Below are 18,099 nucleotides of genomic sequence, written 5' to 3'. Positions count from 1 at the left end.
CTGGAGCACTTCGGCTCACGGCGCGTATTCGTGATCGGAGCCATGGGGAGCGGCAAGTCGGCCCTGCTGCAGCAGTTCGCCGCCTCCGCCGGCGTCGAACCGCTGCGACTGGGGCCGCAGCACTCTTCGCCTGCCGCTCTCGCGGCTACGCTTCAGCGGCTTCCGATGACGACCAGTGACACGGTCATCATCGACGATGCCGGCTGGGCGATCGGAACCGAAGCGGAATCGGTGCTCGAGGGCCTCATCAGCGAAGCCCCCGGCCGCGTGATCATCGCCTCCCGAACCACGCCGCGTCACGGGGTGAACCACTCCGAACTCGGATCGACCGAGGTCATCGACGTCAGAGCCCTCGCGCTGCGGCTTCCCGAGATCGTCGGTGCCGTTCGCGCCGCGACGGGTCAGGCCATCGGGCTGGAATGCGCCTCACGGGTCCTCACCGAGACAGGGGGATGGCCGGCTCTCGTCGGCCTCGTCGCCCGCGCTGTGCGCGGTGTCGACGCGGACGGGATGGATTCCGCCATCGACGCCGCCATCTTCGGCGACGTCGCGACGCCGTTCTTCGATGCACTGCTCGAGGAACTCGATCCGACGGTACGCGACGCGCTCGAGCATTCCTGCCTGACTCCGGCGATCGACCCTGAGACGTGCGCAAGCCTCTTAGGCGGTGAACGTGCCCGAGCCCTCATCGCGGCTCTGGACTCCGGACAGCTCGTGAACCGGCTGGGCCGGGGGCAACTTCGGGTGCTGCCACGCATGCTGCAGCGCCATGTCGCCCGGCACCTCAACGCATCCGCTCGCACGAGGCGCGCCATCGAGACCTCGAGCGCACTGCTCACAGCCGGCGACGTGCGTGGGGCGACGGCGGCCCTCGCGAGCGCCGCGGCGTGGGTGCCGCTCGCCGAGCAGCTGAACAGCACCCCAGAGTTGATGCTGAGCCCGGGCAGCTGCCCGTGGGCGCTGCACCTCTCGCCGGCCGTTTCGCGACACGAGAGCATCGCACTCGCTCAGGTTCGGGCACTGATCGATGACCGCGCCCTCGTCGATGCCCGCGAGGCGCTGACGCACGTCGACCTCGCCGACCTCAGCCACGTCGCCGCTCAATTGAGCATCGAACTGGAACCGGCCACGCCCCCGGCCAGACGTCATTTGCCGGGAGCCCGCCTGACGCCCGACGGAACGTTCGCGGCCGCCGTCGGGCGACTGCGGTTGGGCGACGTGGTCGGAGCCGTACCGCTTCTGCAGCGCGCCGTGCACGCGCGCTCGGCGACCGCATCCGTGTGCATCTCGGCCCGTCTCACGCTCATCGTTCTTCGGGCGGCCACCGCCCCGCGCCCGGCGACGATGACAGCGCTCTGCCTTCTCGAACGCGATGCCCTCGAGAACGGACTCAGCGGCCTCGCCCGCCTGGTGCGGGGTGCGATCGCCGCCCATCTGAACGACGCGGATGCCAGCGCGGTCGCCGGAGTCGTCTCCGAGTGCGAGGCCGCCGCAGACGACGATGGCGCCGCGATCGTCTCGGCGATGCATCTGCTCGTGCGACTGCGCGAAGGACGAGCGCCACTGGCGCACGCGGTGGAACTGGCCGATCGCTTCACGCGGGGCCATCGCACGGATGCCGCGGCATGGGTGCAGGCCGTCGCCGCGCTGATCGCGGCCGAGCACGCGTCGCCGCACGCCCGCGCCCTGCTGACCTCGGCGGAATCGGCCGCCATCACGGCCGGCATTCCGGCGATCCACGTCTTCCTCGATGCGGCCCGAGCGTTCCTGCACCCCGAGGAGGCGGCCCGCCGCCTCCTCACGGCCAGGCGGACGGCCCGGGAGGTCGGGCTGCCGCGCATCCCGGGCTCGTTGCCTGCACCGCCGCGCGCCAACGCGGGCGCGGCTCAGACCACCCTCCGTCTGCCTCGCATGACGATCGGATGCTTCGGCGGATTCCGGCTCACGATCGACGGCACCGACCTCGACCTGCGGGGCGTGCGCCCTCAGGCCCGGACGCTGCTGCGCATGCTCGCGCTCAATGCCGGCAGTCCCGTGCATCGCGAGATCATCGCCGACCTGCTGTGGGGCGACCTCGGTACCTCGTCGGCGGTGCACGCCCTGCATGTGAGCATCTCGAGCCTTCGACGCGCCCTCGGCGCCGACGCATCCGTCCCCATGGTCGAACGGGCAGGCGAGGCGTACCAATTGCGACTGGCGAACCGCCGCGACTGCGACCTCATCGATTTCGACGCCAGCCTCGCGGATGCCGGCGTCGCGAAGGCACGCGGCGAGGCGCAACTCACCGCTGAAGGGCTGCGGCACGCGGTCGGCCTCTACGTGGGCGAGGTACTGCCGGAGGACGGGCCTGCCGAGTGGGCCATCGGTGCCCGCGACCGCTACCGCACGCGGGCGGCGGAGGCTGCGGCATCACTCGCCCAGCTCGAACTGCACTTCGGGGACCGCCGAGCCGCGGTGGCCGCGGCGGAGCGTTCGGTCGAGATCGACCCGTGGCTCGACGAGTCGTGGCGCACCCTCGTGGCGGTTCATCAGACCTCGGGTGACGTCGTGGCCTCCCGGCGAGCGCAGCAAGGGTACCGCCGCATGCGCGTAGCGCTGGGTGTGTAGGGCGCAGCTTCGCGAGCGGAGGTTCCGGGAGCCTGTTCGCTGAGCCTGTCGAAGCGAACGCGACACCCAGCGGGCGCCGTCCCTTCGACAGGCTCAGGGAACGGGGGTTTCCGGAACGCGGCTCACCGACCCCGGAAGGCGAGTTCCGCGATACCCACATGGGTCGCGTCCGTCGCGCCGTGTGCGGTGGCCAGCGTCAGCCGCACTGCCTTCACGTCGTCGACCCCCATATCCCATGACTGCGAGCCGGGCTCGTCGGCGACGGTGATCGTCTTCTCGACCGTGCCGCCGCTGGCCCGGGTCAGCGTGACCAGCACGGTGTCCGGGCGCCCGTCAGCGAGGAAGTCCGCCGGCTTGTCGGATGCCCCCGCGATCATCTGCAGCGACACCAGTCGGAACGGCTTGGCGAACGTGGCCTCGATGAATTCCCCCGCGGCCGGGCCGGCCGCTGCCGGCGCCCACGAGGTGTTCGAGAAACCGTCGTAGGCGAGTTCCGCTCCACGACCGTCCATCGAGGAGGACGCGGTCAGCTGGTTGGGGCTCACAGGGGTCGCCGCCGCCACCCGGTCGATGAGCGACGCCGTCAGGCTCGCGATCGCGTCGCGTCCCAGCCAGGCCGCCGCCGCGAGAACGAGGATGAGCACCGGTACCACGATGAAGGCCGGTCGCATCCGGCTGCGCTTGGCGAGAGGACGCGCCCCCGCGACCGGCTGGCTCGAGGGCGCGAGCGTGCGGTTCGCCGTCGCCGTGAGCTGCATGGCACAGCGGCGGCAGAAGTTGCGGCCGGGAGGGTTTCCCGCTCCGCATCGCGGGCACACCACGTCGCCGGGCTTCGGAGCGTCTTCGGGCCTGACGTGCACCTCGAACGTGCGAGGTGCGGTGGCGACCGGGCGGCGAGCGGCAGGTTCCTCGGCGACCGATGGCTGCGGTCTCTGCGCCGGTGGTTGCTGCGCCTGCTCAGGTTGGGGCCTGAGGGCTTGGATCGGCACGGCATCGGCGGCGAACGGCTCGAACTCCGTATCGCTCGGAGGCTCAGTCAGCTCGATCGTCTCGGGTTCCGCGGATGGCGGGACGAAGAAGTCGGCGATGTGCGTGGTCACGTCGTCGACCTGAGGGGCGTGCTCCTTTGGTGCCGAGTGCTCCACGGATGCCGAGGCCGTCGCGAGAGGCGCCTGGGCCACGGGAGCTTGGCCTGCGTCGAGCGGCGCCCCAGTCGGATCGGGGCCATCGGGCGCATCGGTCGCATCGGGCGCATCGGGCGCCTCGACCTCCTCCCAGGCGAGGTAGGAGCCGCAGTTGCCGCAGAAGTCATCACCCGCCGGGTTCTTGGTACCGCACTCGGGACAGGTGATCAGCGTCGCGGTCACGTCGAGCGTCCCTCGTCGTCCGGCTCCGCCGGCGGCTTCGCCGCCTCATCAGCGGCTGCCACAGCATCCGGAGGCGCCTCGGCCGGAGTGACGGGCGCCACGTCGGGCAACGTCTCGGCGGGCGCCGTGGCGCCGGCCGGCTCCTTGCCCGGGCCCTGCACCACGACGGTGCACGGGACGTGGGCCGGCACGAGGCTCATCGCCACCCGTTCCAGCCGGTGCTGCAGCGCGTCGACGTCGCCCTCGGCAACGCCCACCCTCACCCGCACTCCAGGCGCATCAGAACCCGGAAGCGCTCCGCCGGGGGTGCGCGACGATGCCGTCCCGCCCGATTCCTCCACGTCGACGGATGCCTCCGGTCCGGCGGCCAGTCGCACGGCGTCACGGATGCCCGAGGCGGTTCCCAACCGGTGATGCAGCGCGGCCGCGCCGGCGATGATGTCGCGCCGTTGCTGCTGGGACCACGCCTCGTCGACGGCGATGTCGACCCAGCCCCCGATCCACTCGAGGAAGTCGGCGGGCGCCAGCTGCGGGTCGATGTAGGCCGTCAGGTTGTCGAGCACCGCGAACACCGGCGCGAGCGTGTCGTCGAAGGCGGGCAGCATCCGCTGCAGGAAGTCATCGTCCTGCAGGATGGCCGGAACACGCGTGATGAACGGCGATGGGCTCACCAGTCCGGGAACGATGCCGCGCATCTCACACCCCCGCCGCGACCCGCACCCGGTGCTCGAAGCTGAACACGAGCGAGTTGGCATCGAGCGGGATGCGCTGGGCCGGCTCCCCGCGCTTGCCGGTCACGGGGTCGGCGGCGAACAGCAGCACCTCGTCGACGAGCTCGGTTCCCGGCAGCGCCTGCAGGACGGCGTAGACCTCGCCCGCCAGGACAGGGCGTCCGAACGGCCAGCCGCCGCCATCCGCACCGCCGTAGACCGGATCGAAATGGCGGTAGAGGGCGTCGAGGGCCTGCGAGCGCAGGGTGTCGACCGCCACTCGCGGCCGAGCGATGAGCTTCGCCACCACGGTGACCCCCTGGTACAGCGGCGGCTCGATGAGCAACCGGGAGCCCACGGGCCGGCGGCCATCCAGGTCGTCCGCGATGGTGCGCAGCACCTCGTCCGACGGGATGAGGTCGGCGAAGTCCCGTCGCCCGTCGCCGCCGACGGCGGCATTCGGAACGACGAGCAACCGCACGCCGAGCGCCTCGCCCTCCGCCCGCGCCGGCACGCACCGAGCCCGCGCGATTCCCGGGGCCGCCCGCTTGGCGAGTTGCTCGTAGTCGGCCGCGGTGACGGCGCGATCGCGCGTGCGCAGGGCGAGCGGCCCGCGCACCTTCGCCTCATCGATCGACTCGCCGTCGGTGCCGTCGTGCGCGGCCACCCGGTTGATCGTTCCGCTGACGAAGGGAACCGTCGAGCGCAGAACGCTGAGCGCCCCGGCCGAGACGTTGCCCGCCCGGCCTCCGCCCACCCTGTACCGCGGCACGCGCAGCGGCGCGCCCTTCGGCGGCACGGCTCCGTAGTGCACGAGCGACCCGTCCGCCTCCCTCACCGCGGGCGGGAAGGTGACGATGCCCCGAGTGCGGTCCACCTGCACGACCTGGTCCGCGGCATCCGCGCCGGCGAAGGAATCCACCTCGCGCCACTCGTCCCAGCCGCCGCCGTTGCCCACGTCGACGAGGAACGCCTCGCCGTCGTTCAACACGGGATGCGCGGCGAGCTCGAAATGCTGGCCGGGCACCCCCTCGGAGAGTCCGAGGATCTCGTCGTCGACCGTTGCGGCATGGATGGCGCTCGTCACACCGCCGACCGTCGATCCCGACACCGACCTGATCAAGGGAGAGGCCGAATACGTCGGCGTTCCGAGGGGAACCTCGACGAGCCGGCAGCGCAGCCATCCCGCTCGGTTGCCCGCGAGAACGGATGCGACGTGGTCGCGCGGCACGATGACCACCACGTCGCCGGCCTTGTTGAGGCCGCCCGTCCCGTCGGAGACGAGGTCGCAGGCGACCCAACGGGCGCCGTTCCACGCCTCCCACACGATCGGCGGGTCGAGCGGGTCGACGCCGACTCCGCGCACCAGGCAATCCAGGCGCACGCAGATCGCCAGGTTCGGCGCAGCGGCATCCAGCCCGATGAGCAGGGCGTCGCCCACCTGCGGCTTCGCCGAGAAGGCGTCGATGCTCTCCTCACCCAACCGGGCGGTGCGCACCCATGGCTCACCCGTCGCCGGCGCCGTGCCCACGAAATCGACGGTGCGTGGAGGGATCTCGAGCGCCCGCAGCGTGGAGAAGACGATGGCCGCGTTCTCCTCCGTGCGCGGCGTGCCCACCTCGGTGCGCGCCGGAACCGTGACGGTCTCCTTGAGCGGAGCGGAGAGCCACATCACCACGTCGGCCGTCGCGGCCGTCGGCGGGAACAACTGCACGCCGAGCAGTTCGAGAAAACTGACGTAGAGCTTGTCGGGAACGCGGTTGAGTCGGTAGAAGAGCTCATCCGTCATGAAGGCGAACGTCTCGATGAGCGTCACGCCGGGATCGGAGACGTTGTGGTCGCTCCACTCGGGGCAACGCAGCGCGACGAGGCGCTTCGCGTCGTCGACGAGGTCTTGAAAGCGACGATCGTCGAGGTTGGGAACGGGCAGCGTCATGAGACGGCCTCCGATTCGTCGCGGGGAATGATGTAGAAGGGGAAGACGAGGTTGCGGGGGTCGTTCGTGCCGAGGATCACGTAGCCGATGCTGATGAGCAGGGTTCCCCCGTCGACACCGTCGAACGAGACGCTGATGCCGGTCACGGCGATGCGCGGCTCCCAGAACTGCAGCGACGAGCGCACGGCGGCGCCGATCGCGCCGGCGGTGGTGGCGTCGGCCGGCGCGAAGACGTAGTCGTGCACCGCGCAGCCGAACTCGGGGCGCATCGGCCGCTCGCCGGGCGCCGTCGCGAGAATCAGGCGGATGCTCTCCTCGATCTCGCGCTCGTTGCTCGAGAGCGCGATCCGGCCCGTGTCATCAGCGTGGATCGGGAATGCCCAGCCCCGCCCGACGAACTCCTGCGCCATCGTGATCGCCGCCTCAGTTGATCTTGACCATGCCACCGCTGATGGTGGTCATCGCGCTGCCCGAGAGTTCCGCCGTCGCCTGGGCCTTGAGGGACAGGGATGCGCCGGAGACCTCGGCCTTGCCCGTACCGGCGAGCTTGATGCCGACGCCCTGCACGTCGACGTTGCCTCCGGCGGAGAGCTTCAGGTCGGTGGTGGCCTTGATCTCGACGGTCTTGCCCGAGAGCGTGATGGTGCCGGAATCGGCCGTCACCGTCGCATCCGTCTTCGCGGTCACCTGCACCGGACCTTCGGAGATGATCTCGATGCCCTTGCTGGCCGTCTGCGTGAGGGTGACGCGCTGGGCGCCCTCGTTGGTCGAGATCTGCACGAACTCTGAGCCCGTGTCTTCGGAGAGTTCGACGAGCATTCCGGTACGCGAGGTGAACGAGCGACGGAAGGGCGTTCCCGACTTCACGGATGCCGCCCAGCCGCCTTTCGGAAGGTCCTTGCCGTTGTAGAGCCCGCCGAGCACGAAGGGGCGGTCGAGCGAGCCGTTCTCGAAGGCGACGAGCACCTCATCGCCCACCTCGGGCAGCACCACCGTTCCCCGGTCGCCGCCCGCGCCGAGCTGAACGGGGCGCGCCCACGAACTCTCGTAGTCGTCGGAGAGCGTGGGGAAGGTCACCTTGACCATCCCGTCTGCGTTCACGGAGCCGCTGCTGTCGCCGTGCGCCGTGACCACGGCCGGTACGACGCCGTGCATCGGCGAGGTGCCGATCGCGGCGCCGAGGCCCCCGGCGGTCGTGATGCCGTACAGGGAACGATCGGAGGCATTGCTCACGATCGCCTTGGTCGTGTACCCGACCTCTGGACTGAAGTCGTGCACGGTCTCGGTCACCGAGTACCGGCCGTCGAACGGGTCGCCGAAGCCCTTGAGCTTGACGGCGGTGCCCGAGCGGATGCGCGCCGTTCCCAGCACGAGCGCCTCGAGTTCGGCGAATCCGCCGGCGATGCGCTCGGCCACCGCGGCGGCGAGCCCGTCCTGCGACTTGGCCTCGCCGTCCCCGACGGAGAGCACGTACGACGGACTCTTGAACACGTCGGCGATCTTCGCCGGCGTGATCGAGAGCTCGGCGCTACGCGTCTTGGCCGGTGCCTTGGAGAGCACGGTCTTCTTGTCCTTCACGTTCCAGCCGCGCACCTCGACCTGGGGAACCTGCTCGGCACTCGTGATGGTGGAGTGCAGGTAGAGGGTGTTCATGCCGTGCTCGATCACGACCGGATCGCTGCGCGCACCCTCCGAGCCCGATGGCGCATCCGCGGCATCGGTGGGCTTCTCGAAGCTCAGCTTTCCCTGGCTCACCGAGAAGCTGTATCCCACCATGTCGGAGAGCCGCTTGAGGAAGACCCAGTCGCTCACGTTGTCCTGGCTGATCTTGGCGTACACCTGCGATGTCGTCGAGACGGTCGCCGTCGTGATGCCGGCATCGGTGGCCACCTTCTGCACCACATCCGAGATGGTGCTGTCGATGAAGGCGCGCACCCTGCGACCGCGGAAGAGCCGGTGGCTCTTGTCGAGGCCCCGCACCCGGGTGATGAGCGCTCCCCCGATGTCTTCGCGTTCCAGCGCGGTCACCTCGCCGTCGACGAGCACGGTCGGGCTCTCGGGCCCGTTCTCCGAGACCGAGATCGTGACCGTGGAACCGATCTGGATGCGCGCCTTGGTGAGCAGGTCGCCTGCACTGTCGGTGAACTCGAGATCGAAGCCGTCGGGCAGGCTCGCGGCATCCGTCACGCGGCCGTGCGTCAGCAGGCCGGAGAGCTGCGCGTCGAGCTGGGCGCCGTTCACGGCGACGAGCATGAGACTCGTGTAGACATCAGCGGAGGGCACGGGCCAGCTCCTCTCGCACGGCTTCGCGCGGGCCGCGGAATTCCTCCTGGGTCGGCAGCAGGATGCTGGTTCCCGGTCGGATGCGCTGCGGATCGTCGATGCCGTTCACATCGGCGACCGCTCGCCACAGCGCCGCATTGCCGTATTCGCGGTAGGCGATCGCGGGCAGGGTGTCGCCCTCGCGGACGACGTGCACGCGACGGGGTTGCAGGCCACCCGAGGTCGGGTTCTGCTTGCCGGGCTCGGCCGCCATCTCCTCCATCGCGACGGTGCAGACGGCCCGCAGGGGGGAACCTGCCGGAGAGAACAGCGTGTACTTCGCCGAGACGCTCGTGATGTAGCCGACGAATCCGGTCAGGCCGCCCCACGTGAAGCGCACCCAGGGCGCGGACGGGGTCTTCGTGCTCTTGGACTTGTCGGTCGGAGCGGTCGCCTTGAACAGCGCCTCCACGTTCTCGACCACGCTGTTGTCGCGGGAGAGCGAGGCGTCGAAGTACATCTCGATGCTCATCTTCTGCGGCTCGGGGCCGAGGTAGCTCGCCGGCGGGGCCGAGCTGGCCTTCTTCTGGTTCTTCTTGTCCCACTTGGCGCCCTTGGCCATCGTGAGCTCTTTGGGATTGATCTGGAACTTCAGCGTGCTGAGCACCGGGCCCGGCGCGCCGGCGCTCTGGCCTGGCTCGAGCAACTCGAGTGAGGCGTGGACGAGCTTGGTCGTGTCGGCTGCGGTCTGGGTGATGGGCATCGTCGTGGCCTAGAACTTCGCGCCGGTCTTGCTGAACCCGTGATGGGCGATCTCGAGGGTCTCGGTGAGCACCTTGGGGCTGTCGGACGTGAGGGCCGGACCGGTCCACCGCACCGGGATGACGTCGTTGAGCTCCCAGGTGGCGATCACGTCGCCGTGGGCGGTCATCGCCTCGATCTTGCCCGTGCTGCGTTGCATGCCCGTCGTCGTCGCGAGGATCCAGTTGATGATCTTCTCCGAGGTCTCCGGCCCGATCGGCCGCGACAACTTGATGTTGGGATACTTCAGCCGCGTGGGGAACTGCCAGACGAAGGCGTTGTTGCCGCCCTCCTCCCTGCTCTCCAGCACGACCTCGACGCCGAGCCCCTCGCAGCTCGAGAACTCACCGAGCTTTGAGGTGTCGAGCTCCACGCGGTAGCAGACGCTCACCGCGGTCTGGGTGTCTTCGATCACGAGCGGCCTCACAATCCGTCGATGCGAACGCCGCGGCGTTCACGATCGAGCAGCATCTCGGACTTGATGCGCCGAACGAGTGGCGCGTACAGGCGGGCGGCGAGTTTCTCGAGCTCCTCCGGCGACGAGGCGGCGGCTGCCGGTGCCGTGCTTGCGGTGCCCGCAGCCGCCGAGGGCGCGGGGGCGGATGGCGCCGAGGCCTCCCCGTCGCCGGGTTCCTCGGCGCGCTGCACGACGATCTCGCGGACAGCCGCGGTGGCCGGTTCGGCCTCGGCGCTCGCCACCACCGTGCGCGGTGCCGGCACGGCGACCGGCATCGCTCCCCCGCGAGGTGCGCCGGAAGACGGCGCCGTGCTGGGCGCGGACTCCTGCCGCTGAACGGTGGGCATCGCGACGCTCTCGCTCGGCTCGACCGTCGTCGAGACGACGTGGTCGGCCCGGGCGCCCGCGGCATCCGGCAGCGTCGGCTGCGGAACCAGCACGCGCGCGCTGACCGTCTGGGAGGAGGTGCTGTGGCCGGAGGTGCCCGGTGCCGCGGAGGTACGTTGCACGGACGCTCGTGCGGGCGGGACGCCGAGAGGAGCGCCGAGGGAGGGCGCCAGGGCGACGAGAAGCGGAACGGACGGGCGCGCTGTGCGGGTGCCGCCCTCGGTTGAGCGCTGCACTGCCGGGAGCGAGGATCTGCCGAGAAAGCCGGCCGTTCCGCCTCCCGCAGCGAGCGTCATCGACGTGCCGGTGGGCGCGTTCGACGGTCCTGCCGCCGCCAAGGGACTGCCGCCCGCGGAAGACCCCGGAATCGCGCCAACCGGAAGCACGTGCGCACCGGCTTCATCGACGAAGCGCTGCACGAGAGGCGGGAGTGCCTGACCGATCGACGACGGGGAGGCAGGAGAGTCGTCGGACTCGGACGGTTCGGCTCCGAGCGCCGGCTCGAGGGCACGCTCGCCGAGCAGTCCCTGCTGCAGATCCGAGCCGGATCCGCGGGATAGCGTCGGGAGGAGGAGCCCGGCGTCCTGGGCGGTCGGGTCGGCGGGATGCGGGGATGCGAACGAAGGCGCGGCTGCGGTCGAGGGCAAGGACGGGGTCCACGTAGGGGACGCGGGCGACCGCGACGAATGCGATGACGTCGAACCGGATGCCGCCGACTGGTCCGCGCTGCGCTGCACCGGCAGGGCCGATCGTCCCGGCGAAGCGGAGGTCGAGGTGGGCAGGGGCGCCCCGAGGCCGAGTCGGCGCGGCGGCGACGCCGGCGCGGACGGCGCCGTTCCTGCCTGCCGTTGCACGTGAGCCCCGGCAGGTGCATCCGCCGTTCCCAGGGTCGGAGCCGCCGCCCGTGGGGTCGGCGGCGTCGTCGTCGGTGCGGCTGCCTCCGGGGCGGGCGCGGTCGCCGCGTTGCCGGAGGGAGGGGAACCGACTGCCGCCGAGGATGCGCCGGCTCCTCCCGTGCTCGCAGCTGCGGATGCGGCCGAAACGCGCTGCACCGCCGGAGCTGCGGACGAGGAAGACGGGGCCGCGGTCGGCTCCGGATGCGGAAGCGGCATCGAGGCCCCCTCGGCCGGGGTTGAGGTCGGCTTCGCCGCTGCGGGAGTGGCGTGCGCACCTGCGTCCGGCCGCGCGACGGAGGGGCCCGACGCATCCGTCGCCCCGAGCGTGGAGCGCTGCGGCGACCGCTGCACCGGGGCGCCGGGCATCGCGGAGGCGCCCATGGCAGCAGACGGCTCACTGGCGGAGGAATCGACCGCGGCCTCGAACGGCGCGCCGTCGACAGCTGCGTCGAGCAGCGGCGTGCCCTCGTTCACGAGAGGCGACGCCCCGGCCTCGACGCGCTGGGCCGTCACGCGCCCCCGACCGCCGACCGCACGATCCTCGCGCGGTGCGTGCAGCGGGAACTCGGCGGGCTCCGCGCGCTGAACCGGGAGGCTCAAGGCGGCTTCGTCTCGGGCGACGGTTCCGGCGGGCGCAGAGGGATCGAGCAGGTGGCCCATGGTTCCGAGGAAGGTGGGGTTCACCCTGGTCGGAAGCCGGTCGAGAAACGTGGCCGGCATCGCGCGCGGCGGCGTGCGGTCGACCTCGCGCTGCAGCGGCGGAAGGAACGCCCAGCCCGCGGGCGCCGGTGCGGATGGCGCGGCATCCGTCGGGGAGTGCGACGGATGCCGCGTCGGCTCGTTCCGCTGCCAGGGCCAGCGCATGGCTCAGCGCTCCTCGGAGAGTCGGGTGTTGATGGCCGCGATCTCGTGCACGTAGCGCAGGCGCGTCGGGTGCTCCATGTCGAGGATGTCCTCGAGCGACCAATGGAAGTGATAGGCGACGTACGCGACCTCCTCATGGATGCGGTCGGCCGCGTACGTCATGATTCCCCCAGGCGCCCACCCGCGAGATCGGCCGTGAACTGGTGCGAGCACTCCGGGCACGTCACCGCGATGCGGGTGTGGCCCTCGGCGTTGATGCGGCGGTAGAAGTCCTGCAGGAAGGCGACGTCGGAGGCGAACATGTTCTCGATCACCGAGCCGTCGACGTGGCCGAGCTCGCCGAGCGAGGTGATCACCCGGGCCAGCAGAACCACGGTCGTGTAGGCCGCGTTCTCCTGAACCCGGGCGTCGTACAGCGGCAGCAGCTCGTCGCGGGCCGTCGCCAGGCGCATCACACCGCGGCGGTGCACCCGGCCGTCCGGTCCGAGGTAGCCTCGCGGCAGCTCGAACGCGAACTCGGTGCGCATCACCCCGTCGTCTGCGGCCGGCGACTCCGGCGCATCCGTTGTGCTCGGGCGCGTGGCGATGACCCGTTGCATCACGACACCGTCGACTCGTCGTAGCAGACGGTGAACTTCTCGGTCGCCTGCTCGGCCGCACCGGCCTTGAGGGAGTTGAGCTCGACGCTGCGTACCCAGCAGTTCTTGAACTCGTAGGTCTTCAGCGTCTCGCCCTTGTAGTCGAGCAGGGCGACGGATGCCGTCTTGCGGGCACCGGCCACGTCGCCTTCCATCACGACCTTGAGCCAGTCGGTGACGGTCTTGCTGTCGGTGAGACCGCGCGTCACCGTGAACTCGCCCGCCTTGGGGCGGCCGATGAGCTGGCGCACGATGTACTTGCCATCCTTGGTCTGCTGCTTGAGCTCGATCTTGTCGACCTCGTTCTTGAGCCCCGAGACCTCGATGACCTTGGGTATCTCGACACTGTCGATGGTGACGGTGAAGCCGTAGGCCGGTGCGGAGTCGAAGGCGTCGGCGAGTGGCATGGTGTCCTCCTAGTGATGGGTCATTCGGTGACGAGGCTGGTGCCACCGGAGAATTGCGAGAGTTCGAAGACCACGAATTCCGCGGGCTTCACCGGAGCGATGCCGATCTGGCAGACCACCTGGCCGGAGTCGATCACATCCGCGGGGTTGGTCTCGTCGTCGCACTTGACGTAGAAGGCCTCTTCCGGAGTGCGGCCGAACAGCGCGCCCTTGCGCCACTCCCCGATGAGGAACGACGAGATCGAGCGGCGCAGCTTGCCCCACAGGGCGGGGTCGTTGGGCTCGAAGACCGCGAACTGGGTGGCGTTCAGCACCGACTTCTCGATGTAGTTGAACAGCCGACGGATGTTGATGTAGCGCCAGGCCGGATCGCTCGAGAGCGTGCGGGCTCCCCAGACACGGATGCCGCGGCCCGGGAAGAACCGCAGGGCGTTGATGCCGATGGGGTTGAGCAGTTCCTGCTCCGTGCGGGTGAGTTGGGTCTGCACAGCGACCGCGCCGCGGATGATCTCGTTCGCCGGCGCCTTGAAGACGCCGCGTTCGGAGTCGTTGCGGGCCCAGATGCCGGCGAGGTGACCCGACGGCGGCACGAAGCGGTTGGTTCCGGTGATCGGGTCGAGCACCTTCACCCACGGGTAGTAGAGGGCGGCGAACTTGGAGTCGTAGCCGGCGCCGTTGCGCCGCCAGTCGCCGATCTCCTGGGCGTTCAGGCCGGGAGGGGGATCGAGGATCGCCATCCGGTCGCCCATGAGCTCGCAGTGCGCGATCACCGCCAGTTGCACGGCCTTGACCGTCTCGAGGTCGATGGCACCCGCTTCGTAGGCGGCCATGAGGTCGGGAACCGACACCATGGTGATGTCTTCGATCTCTTCGAGGCCGCTGAAGCCGGTGCGCTCCGCGGCGTCGCCGATGTAGTTCGCGGCCGACAGCTTGTCGAGGGCGAGCGGCTCGGGTGCCGGTTCGGGCACCGCGAGGTCGAACGTTCCGACGGCCGGCTTCACGGGCGGTGTCGAGGGGGCGGCCTCTTCCGCGGTGAGCAGCTTGGACTCCGACGACAGCTTGGTGACGACGTAGTTGTCGTTGCCCGGCTTCGTGGACAGGTTGCCCCAGACCTCGGGCTGGCGGCCCTCGACCACGACGGTGAGCTTGAACTCGTCGTCGGGTGGGTTCTCGCCGTCGGCCGCACCGATCTCGACCTTCACGGGCTTGGCGTTCGGCGAGGCGTTCTTGGCGATCAGCCGGTAGTTGCCGATCGTGAGTTGCTGCGGCTCCGCCGATACGGGCTTGGCCTCCCGGCGACTCCCCTTGGCGCTGGCCGCCGCCGTGCCGATCCGCACGATGTAGCAGTTGCCGCCTCCGTTGAGGAAGTAGCCGTAGACGGCGTACGCGAGGTAGGAACCGGGGTAGAGCCCGCCGAACTGCTCGACGTACTGCGTCCAGTTGGACACGAGGGTCGGAGAGTTCTCAGGGCCGGTCGGGGCGAGCCCGATGAATGCGGCGACCGCGGTGCCGACGCCCTCGATCGGCCGCGTCGCGGCGTCGATCTCCTGCACATATACACCGGGTGAAAGATAGGTGGGCATCGGCTGCTCCTTCGATGAACTGCATGCGTGCTGCAAGCATCGAACGGATGCCGAGGGCGCCCTCAGTCTGCGCGGCCTGCCGCGGGGGAAGCGTTGGCTGCACGATGGGGCACGGTGCGGGCCGCGCTTCGCGGCGCGCGTTGCGAGCGGATGGCTGCGTTCTCCGGGAGCCGTTCCCTGATCCTGTCGAAGGGAACCCAACCCGCAGAAACGGTGGGTTGCGAGCCCGGGACACCCGCATCCATTGCGGGCTCGGCGTGAGGCAACGCACCGAAACTGCGGGATCGATGCCGCACGCGGCACTCGTAGACGCCGTCACCGCGCTTCGACAAGCTCAGCGAGCGGACGGGCGGGTTCCCCGGAAACCGTTCCCTGAGCCTGTCGAAGGGAACCCAAGCGCCGAGCGGATGGCAGGGTTCCTAAGGAGCCGTTCCCTGAGCCTGTCGAAGGGAACCCAACCCGCAGAAACGGTGGGTCGTGAGCCCGCAACACCCACATCCATTGCGGGCTCGGCGTGACGCAACCCAGCGAAACTGCGGGGCCGGCAGCGCGAAGCGCGCCAGCGCTCACCAGCCGCGCGGCTTCACCCGGATGAGCTTGCCGACCGACAGGCCCGAACTGGCGAGCCCCCGCATCTGGGCGAGGAGGTGCTCCGTCTTCGCCCACACCGGAGCGAACGCGTAGAAGTGCGAACGCCGCAGCGCTCCCGCGAGCGTGTCTTCCAGGATGCGCTCGTCGAAGGCGCCCACGCGCTGCTTCAGCGCCTTCGTGAGCATCGCCCGGGTCTCCTCGGCGAAGGGGTTGTCGGCGTGCAGCAGCGAGCGCGCCTTCGACTCGTTCCACCGCAGCCCACCCTGGGTGCCGAAGTCGGTCGCGCTCAGCGAGGGCACGTGGTTCGAGTCGCCCGCGATGTGCTTGCACTCGAGGTTGTAGAGCTGGATGAGGTCGCCCTGCTTCGCGATGCCGAGACCGTCGTAGCCGTGGCCACCGCCGTGCAGCTTGGCGTCGATCACCGTCATGCGGGGCAACCCCTGCTGGCTGAAGTAGCCGGATGCGCTGCCCTGCCGGATGATGCGCTCGAATTCGGCAGGCGACATCGAGGCGAGCTTGAGCTCGCTGAAGGGCACCTCGACGATCTCGACCATGCTGCGCTGCAGGCTCTTCTGCACCGGTGAGGCGGGTGCCATGGACTCGACCTGCGCGTTGATCGCGGCGCTGAAGTCGGCAGCCTTGCCGCCGAATCCCACGTACCCCATCTCCTCGCTGCCGCCTCCGCCGATGATCTCGATGACGGCATCGAGGGCCTCGCCCATGGCCGCCTGTTCGATGCCGCTCGCGATGGCGAGTGCGGCGCGCGCGGCCGACCCCTCCTGCCCGGCTGCGGCCTTCACCGCACTGGCCTCGGCCGCCTGGAAGACGCCCGTCCGCCAGCCGGTGAGCTTGGCCACGGCGCCCGGCTCGGCGGTTCCCACGAGCTTCTGCCAGTTGCCGAACGCCTTCGCGGTGGCCGCGGGTCCGATGGAATCGACCGAGCGCGTCACCACGGCGCGCGCATCGGCGACCGCAGCGCCCTGGGCCACCTTGCGCAAGGCCGCCGCATCCGAGACCCGTCCCTCGAGGGCGGACACCGCCGCCTTGCTCGCGGTCGACGCGGCCTTGACGGCCTTGCCGACGCCGTAGACGTCGAGCAGGGCGGCCGCCGTCGAGATGAGGGCGCCGAGTTGGGCGGCATCCGCCTGGTCCTGGGTGACGATCGCGTTCTTGTCGCTCACGGTCGACTTCGCCGCAGCTTCGAGCTTGCTCCAGTCGTTCCAGCTGGCCGCTGTCGTACCGGCGGATGCGGCGAGGCTGATGAGCGCCCCCACCACAGGCGTCGCGGTTCCGCCCGATGCCACCTCAACAGTCGTGATGAGCGCGATGGTCAGCAGGCTCACGAGCTTGCTCGCCGCGGCTTCGGCCCCGCCCTCCTCGGTCACATAGTCGGCCGCGACCTTCTTCGAGAAACCGTCGCGGAACTGCGGATCGCCTGCCAACACCGTGCGGTGAACGGGCTGCATCTCGCTGAAACTCAGAGAGCGGTCCTGGATGTCGGAGCGCGTCTTCGTGGCGTTGCGCATCACGTCGAGCAGCGCCTCGGACATCTTCGCCCGCACCGCATCCGTGCTGCCCTCGAGGGCGGCATCCGTTCCGCCCCGAGCCGCCATGGCGTACAGAGCCGGATTGGCGTTGAGCAACTCGCCGACAGCCGTGGTGATCGACTCGTGCACAGCCTTGACGGCCTCGTACTTGCCGATTCCGGCGCCCGGGTTGGGGTCGGGGTCCGAGCGCTCGAGAGGCGGCTTGTCGGGATCGAAGGTCGCGATCTTCTTCGGCTCGATGTCGGGCGTTCCGCCGGGTGGAAGGGCCGGCGCCTTTCCCCCGCCGGCGGTGCCCCAGCTGGGCGGCCCGTACCCCACCGGGATGGTGCGCAGCTGCTTGAGCTTGGCATTGGCATCCCGAATCTGCATGGCGACGCCGCGTTGCTGGGCGACGGCCTCATCGGCCTGCGCCGAGGGCTGCACCGGGCTGCCGTCCACGGCGATGCCGAGCCGCTTGGCCTCCGCCGTGATGGCTGCGGAGTTCTTGTCGACGCTCGTGGTCGCCGACTCCCTGACCCGGTCGGCGAACGTCGTGCGCAAATCGCGCATCCACGGGATGAGGGCCATCTCGGCGCCGTAGTTGTCGCACTCCTTCCAGAGCGCCCAGTCGCTCTCCTCGAGGTGCGAGCGGTCCCCCGCAACGGCCCGCCAGGCTGATTCGATGGTGACCTCGTCGTCTGGCCCGACCCAGCGGTTCTTGTCGATCACCAGTCGGCAGATCTTGCGCAGCTGGGGCACGGACAGTGGCGGGAACGGCCGGAACGGCTTCAGAGCGTCGGGGTCGTCGCCCTCGAGTACCTCGCCGAAGGTCTTCTTCTCGTCATCGCGCTGAACGACCGCTTCCGTACCCGGCACCTTCAGCCGCGAAGCCACGAGGGCGGCCACGGCGTGGTTTCCGCTCGCGCGCTGCAGTGCGACCAACCGGCCACCGACAGCGGATGCCGCTGCCGACCCTCCCTCGGAGCGCGCGGACGCGGCCGGTCGGGCGACGCCGAGGGTCGCCGACTGCTCGTGCGATGCATCTGCGGGGGTGGGCGGCATGCGGA

14 protein-coding genes are annotated in these 18,099 nt (G+C 70.1%); 1 reads left to right on the top strand and 13 read right to left on the bottom strand.

The annotated features are described in order from the left end of the window. Positions 1-30 precede the first annotated feature (30 nt). Positions 31-2,607 carry an AfsR/SARP family transcriptional regulator gene (locus WDJ51_RS12050; RefSeq protein ID WP_337852697.1) on the top strand — a complete coding sequence of 859 codons (2,577 nt, stop codon included), beginning with the start codon at positions 31-33 and terminating at the stop codon, positions 2,605-2,607. A gap of 122 nt (positions 2,608-2,729) precedes the next feature. Here WDJ51_RS12050 and WDJ51_RS12045 read toward each other — a convergent pair whose 3' ends face one another. The 13 genes from WDJ51_RS12045 to WDJ51_RS11985 all read right to left on the bottom strand — a co-directional run bounded on the left by WDJ51_RS12045 (position 2,730) and on the right by WDJ51_RS11985 (position 18,094). Then, positions 2,730-3,974 carry a zinc ribbon domain-containing protein gene (locus tag WDJ51_RS12045; protein WP_337852696.1) on the bottom strand — a complete coding sequence of 415 codons (1,245 nt, stop codon included), beginning with the start codon at positions 3,972-3,974 and terminating at the stop codon, positions 2,730-2,732. Further along, on the bottom strand, positions 3,971-4,669 hold the full coding sequence (locus WDJ51_RS12040; protein ID WP_337852695.1) for a phage tail protein: 699 nt from the start codon (positions 4,667-4,669) through the stop codon (positions 3,971-3,973). Before WDJ51_RS12040 ends, WDJ51_RS12045 begins: the two co-directional genes overlap by 4 nt. Position 4,670: 1 nt before the next feature. After that, the gene (locus WDJ51_RS12035) at positions 4,671-6,620 is read right to left on the bottom strand and encodes a putative baseplate assembly protein (RefSeq protein ID WP_337852694.1); all 1,950 of its coding nucleotides are present in this window, start codon (positions 6,618-6,620) and stop codon (positions 4,671-4,673) included. Further along, positions 6,617-7,030 carry a GPW/gp25 family protein gene (locus WDJ51_RS12030; protein ID WP_337852693.1) on the bottom strand — a complete coding sequence of 138 codons (414 nt, stop codon included), beginning with the start codon at positions 7,028-7,030 and terminating at the stop codon, positions 6,617-6,619. The genes WDJ51_RS12035 and WDJ51_RS12030 overlap by 4 nt, the downstream gene beginning before the upstream one ends. A 13-nt stretch (positions 7,031-7,043) precedes the next feature. Next, complete coding sequence (locus WDJ51_RS12025; protein WP_337852692.1) at positions 7,044-8,903, bottom strand: VgrG-related protein; 1,860 nt, start codon at positions 8,901-8,903, stop codon at positions 7,044-7,046. Then, entirely contained in the window at positions 8,890-9,645 is a 756-nt protein-coding gene (locus WDJ51_RS12020; RefSeq protein ID WP_337852691.1) for a CIS tube protein, read from the bottom strand. The genes WDJ51_RS12025 and WDJ51_RS12020 overlap by 14 nt, the downstream gene beginning before the upstream one ends. Before the next feature lie 9 nt (positions 9,646-9,654). Further along, on the bottom strand, positions 9,655-10,110 hold the full coding sequence (locus tag WDJ51_RS12015; protein ID WP_337852690.1) for a phage tail protein: 456 nt from the start codon (positions 10,108-10,110) through the stop codon (positions 9,655-9,657). Further along, positions 10,107-12,287, bottom strand: coding sequence for a hypothetical protein (locus WDJ51_RS12010; protein ID WP_337852689.1), 2,181 nt, complete (start codon positions 12,285-12,287; stop codon positions 10,107-10,109). The genes WDJ51_RS12015 and WDJ51_RS12010 overlap by 4 nt, the downstream gene beginning before the upstream one ends. A 3-nt stretch (positions 12,288-12,290) precedes the next feature. Continuing rightward, the gene (locus WDJ51_RS12005; RefSeq protein ID WP_337852688.1) at positions 12,291-12,449 is read right to left on the bottom strand and encodes a DUF6760 family protein; all 159 of its coding nucleotides are present in this window, start codon (positions 12,447-12,449) and stop codon (positions 12,291-12,293) included. After that, complete coding sequence (locus WDJ51_RS12000; RefSeq protein ID WP_337852687.1) at positions 12,446-12,886, bottom strand: hypothetical protein; 441 nt, start codon at positions 12,884-12,886, stop codon at positions 12,446-12,448. The genes WDJ51_RS12005 and WDJ51_RS12000 overlap by 4 nt, the downstream gene beginning before the upstream one ends. Further along, entirely contained in the window at positions 12,886-13,332 is a 447-nt protein-coding gene (locus WDJ51_RS11995) for a phage tail protein (RefSeq protein WP_337852686.1), read from the bottom strand. Before WDJ51_RS11995 ends, WDJ51_RS12000 begins: the two co-directional genes overlap by 1 nt. Positions 13,333-13,352: 20 nt before the next feature. Next, positions 13,353-14,915: a phage tail sheath family protein gene (locus WDJ51_RS11990; RefSeq protein WP_337852685.1), complete on the bottom strand. Its 1,563-nt coding sequence runs from the start codon at positions 14,913-14,915 to the stop codon at positions 13,353-13,355. Between the two features lie 566 nt (positions 14,916-15,481). After that, entirely contained in the window at positions 15,482-18,094 is a 2,613-nt protein-coding gene (locus WDJ51_RS11985) for a hypothetical protein (RefSeq protein WP_337852684.1), read from the bottom strand. Between the last annotated feature and the right edge of the window lie 5 nt (positions 18,095-18,099).

The sequence above is a fragment of the Rathayibacter sp. YIM 133350 genome (assembly GCF_037404875.1).
In the GTDB taxonomy this organism is placed as follows: domain Bacteria; phylum Actinomycetota; class Actinomycetes; order Actinomycetales; family Microbacteriaceae; genus Orlajensenia.
The sequence above is the reverse complement of the archived record's forward strand: the minus strand, read 5'-3'. Positions and strand labels throughout refer to the sequence as shown.

Excerpts from the sequence above, each read along its gene's own strand:
- WDJ51_RS12035 (WP_337852694.1), bottom strand. The coding sequence starts at position 6,620 with ATGACGCTGCCCGTTCCCAACCTCGACGATCGTCGCTTTCAAGACCTC.
- WDJ51_RS12040 (WP_337852695.1), bottom strand. The coding sequence starts at position 4,669 with ATGCGCGGCATCGTTCCCGGACTGGTGAGCCCATCGCCGTTCATCACG.
- WDJ51_RS11985 (WP_337852684.1), bottom strand. The coding sequence starts at position 18,094 with ATGCCGCCCACCCCCGCAGATGCATCGCACGAGCAGTCGGCGACCCTC.
- WDJ51_RS11990 (WP_337852685.1), bottom strand. The coding sequence starts at position 14,915 with ATGCCCACCTATCTTTCACCCGGTGTATATGTGCAGGAGATCGACGCC.
- WDJ51_RS12010 (WP_337852689.1), bottom strand. The coding sequence starts at position 12,287 with ATGCGCTGGCCCTGGCAGCGGAACGAGCCGACGCGGCATCCGTCGCAC.
- WDJ51_RS12005 (WP_337852688.1), bottom strand. The coding sequence starts at position 12,449 with ATGACGTACGCGGCCGACCGCATCCATGAGGAGGTCGCGTACGTCGCC.
- WDJ51_RS12020 (WP_337852691.1), bottom strand. The coding sequence starts at position 9,645 with ATGCCCATCACCCAGACCGCAGCCGACACGACCAAGCTCGTCCACGCC.
- WDJ51_RS12030 (WP_337852693.1), bottom strand. The coding sequence starts at position 7,030 with ATGGCGCAGGAGTTCGTCGGGCGGGGCTGGGCATTCCCGATCCACGCT.
- WDJ51_RS11995 (WP_337852686.1), bottom strand. The coding sequence starts at position 13,332 with ATGCCACTCGCCGACGCCTTCGACTCCGCACCGGCCTACGGCTTCACC.
- WDJ51_RS12000 (WP_337852687.1), bottom strand. The coding sequence starts at position 12,886 with ATGCAACGGGTCATCGCCACGCGCCCGAGCACAACGGATGCGCCGGAG.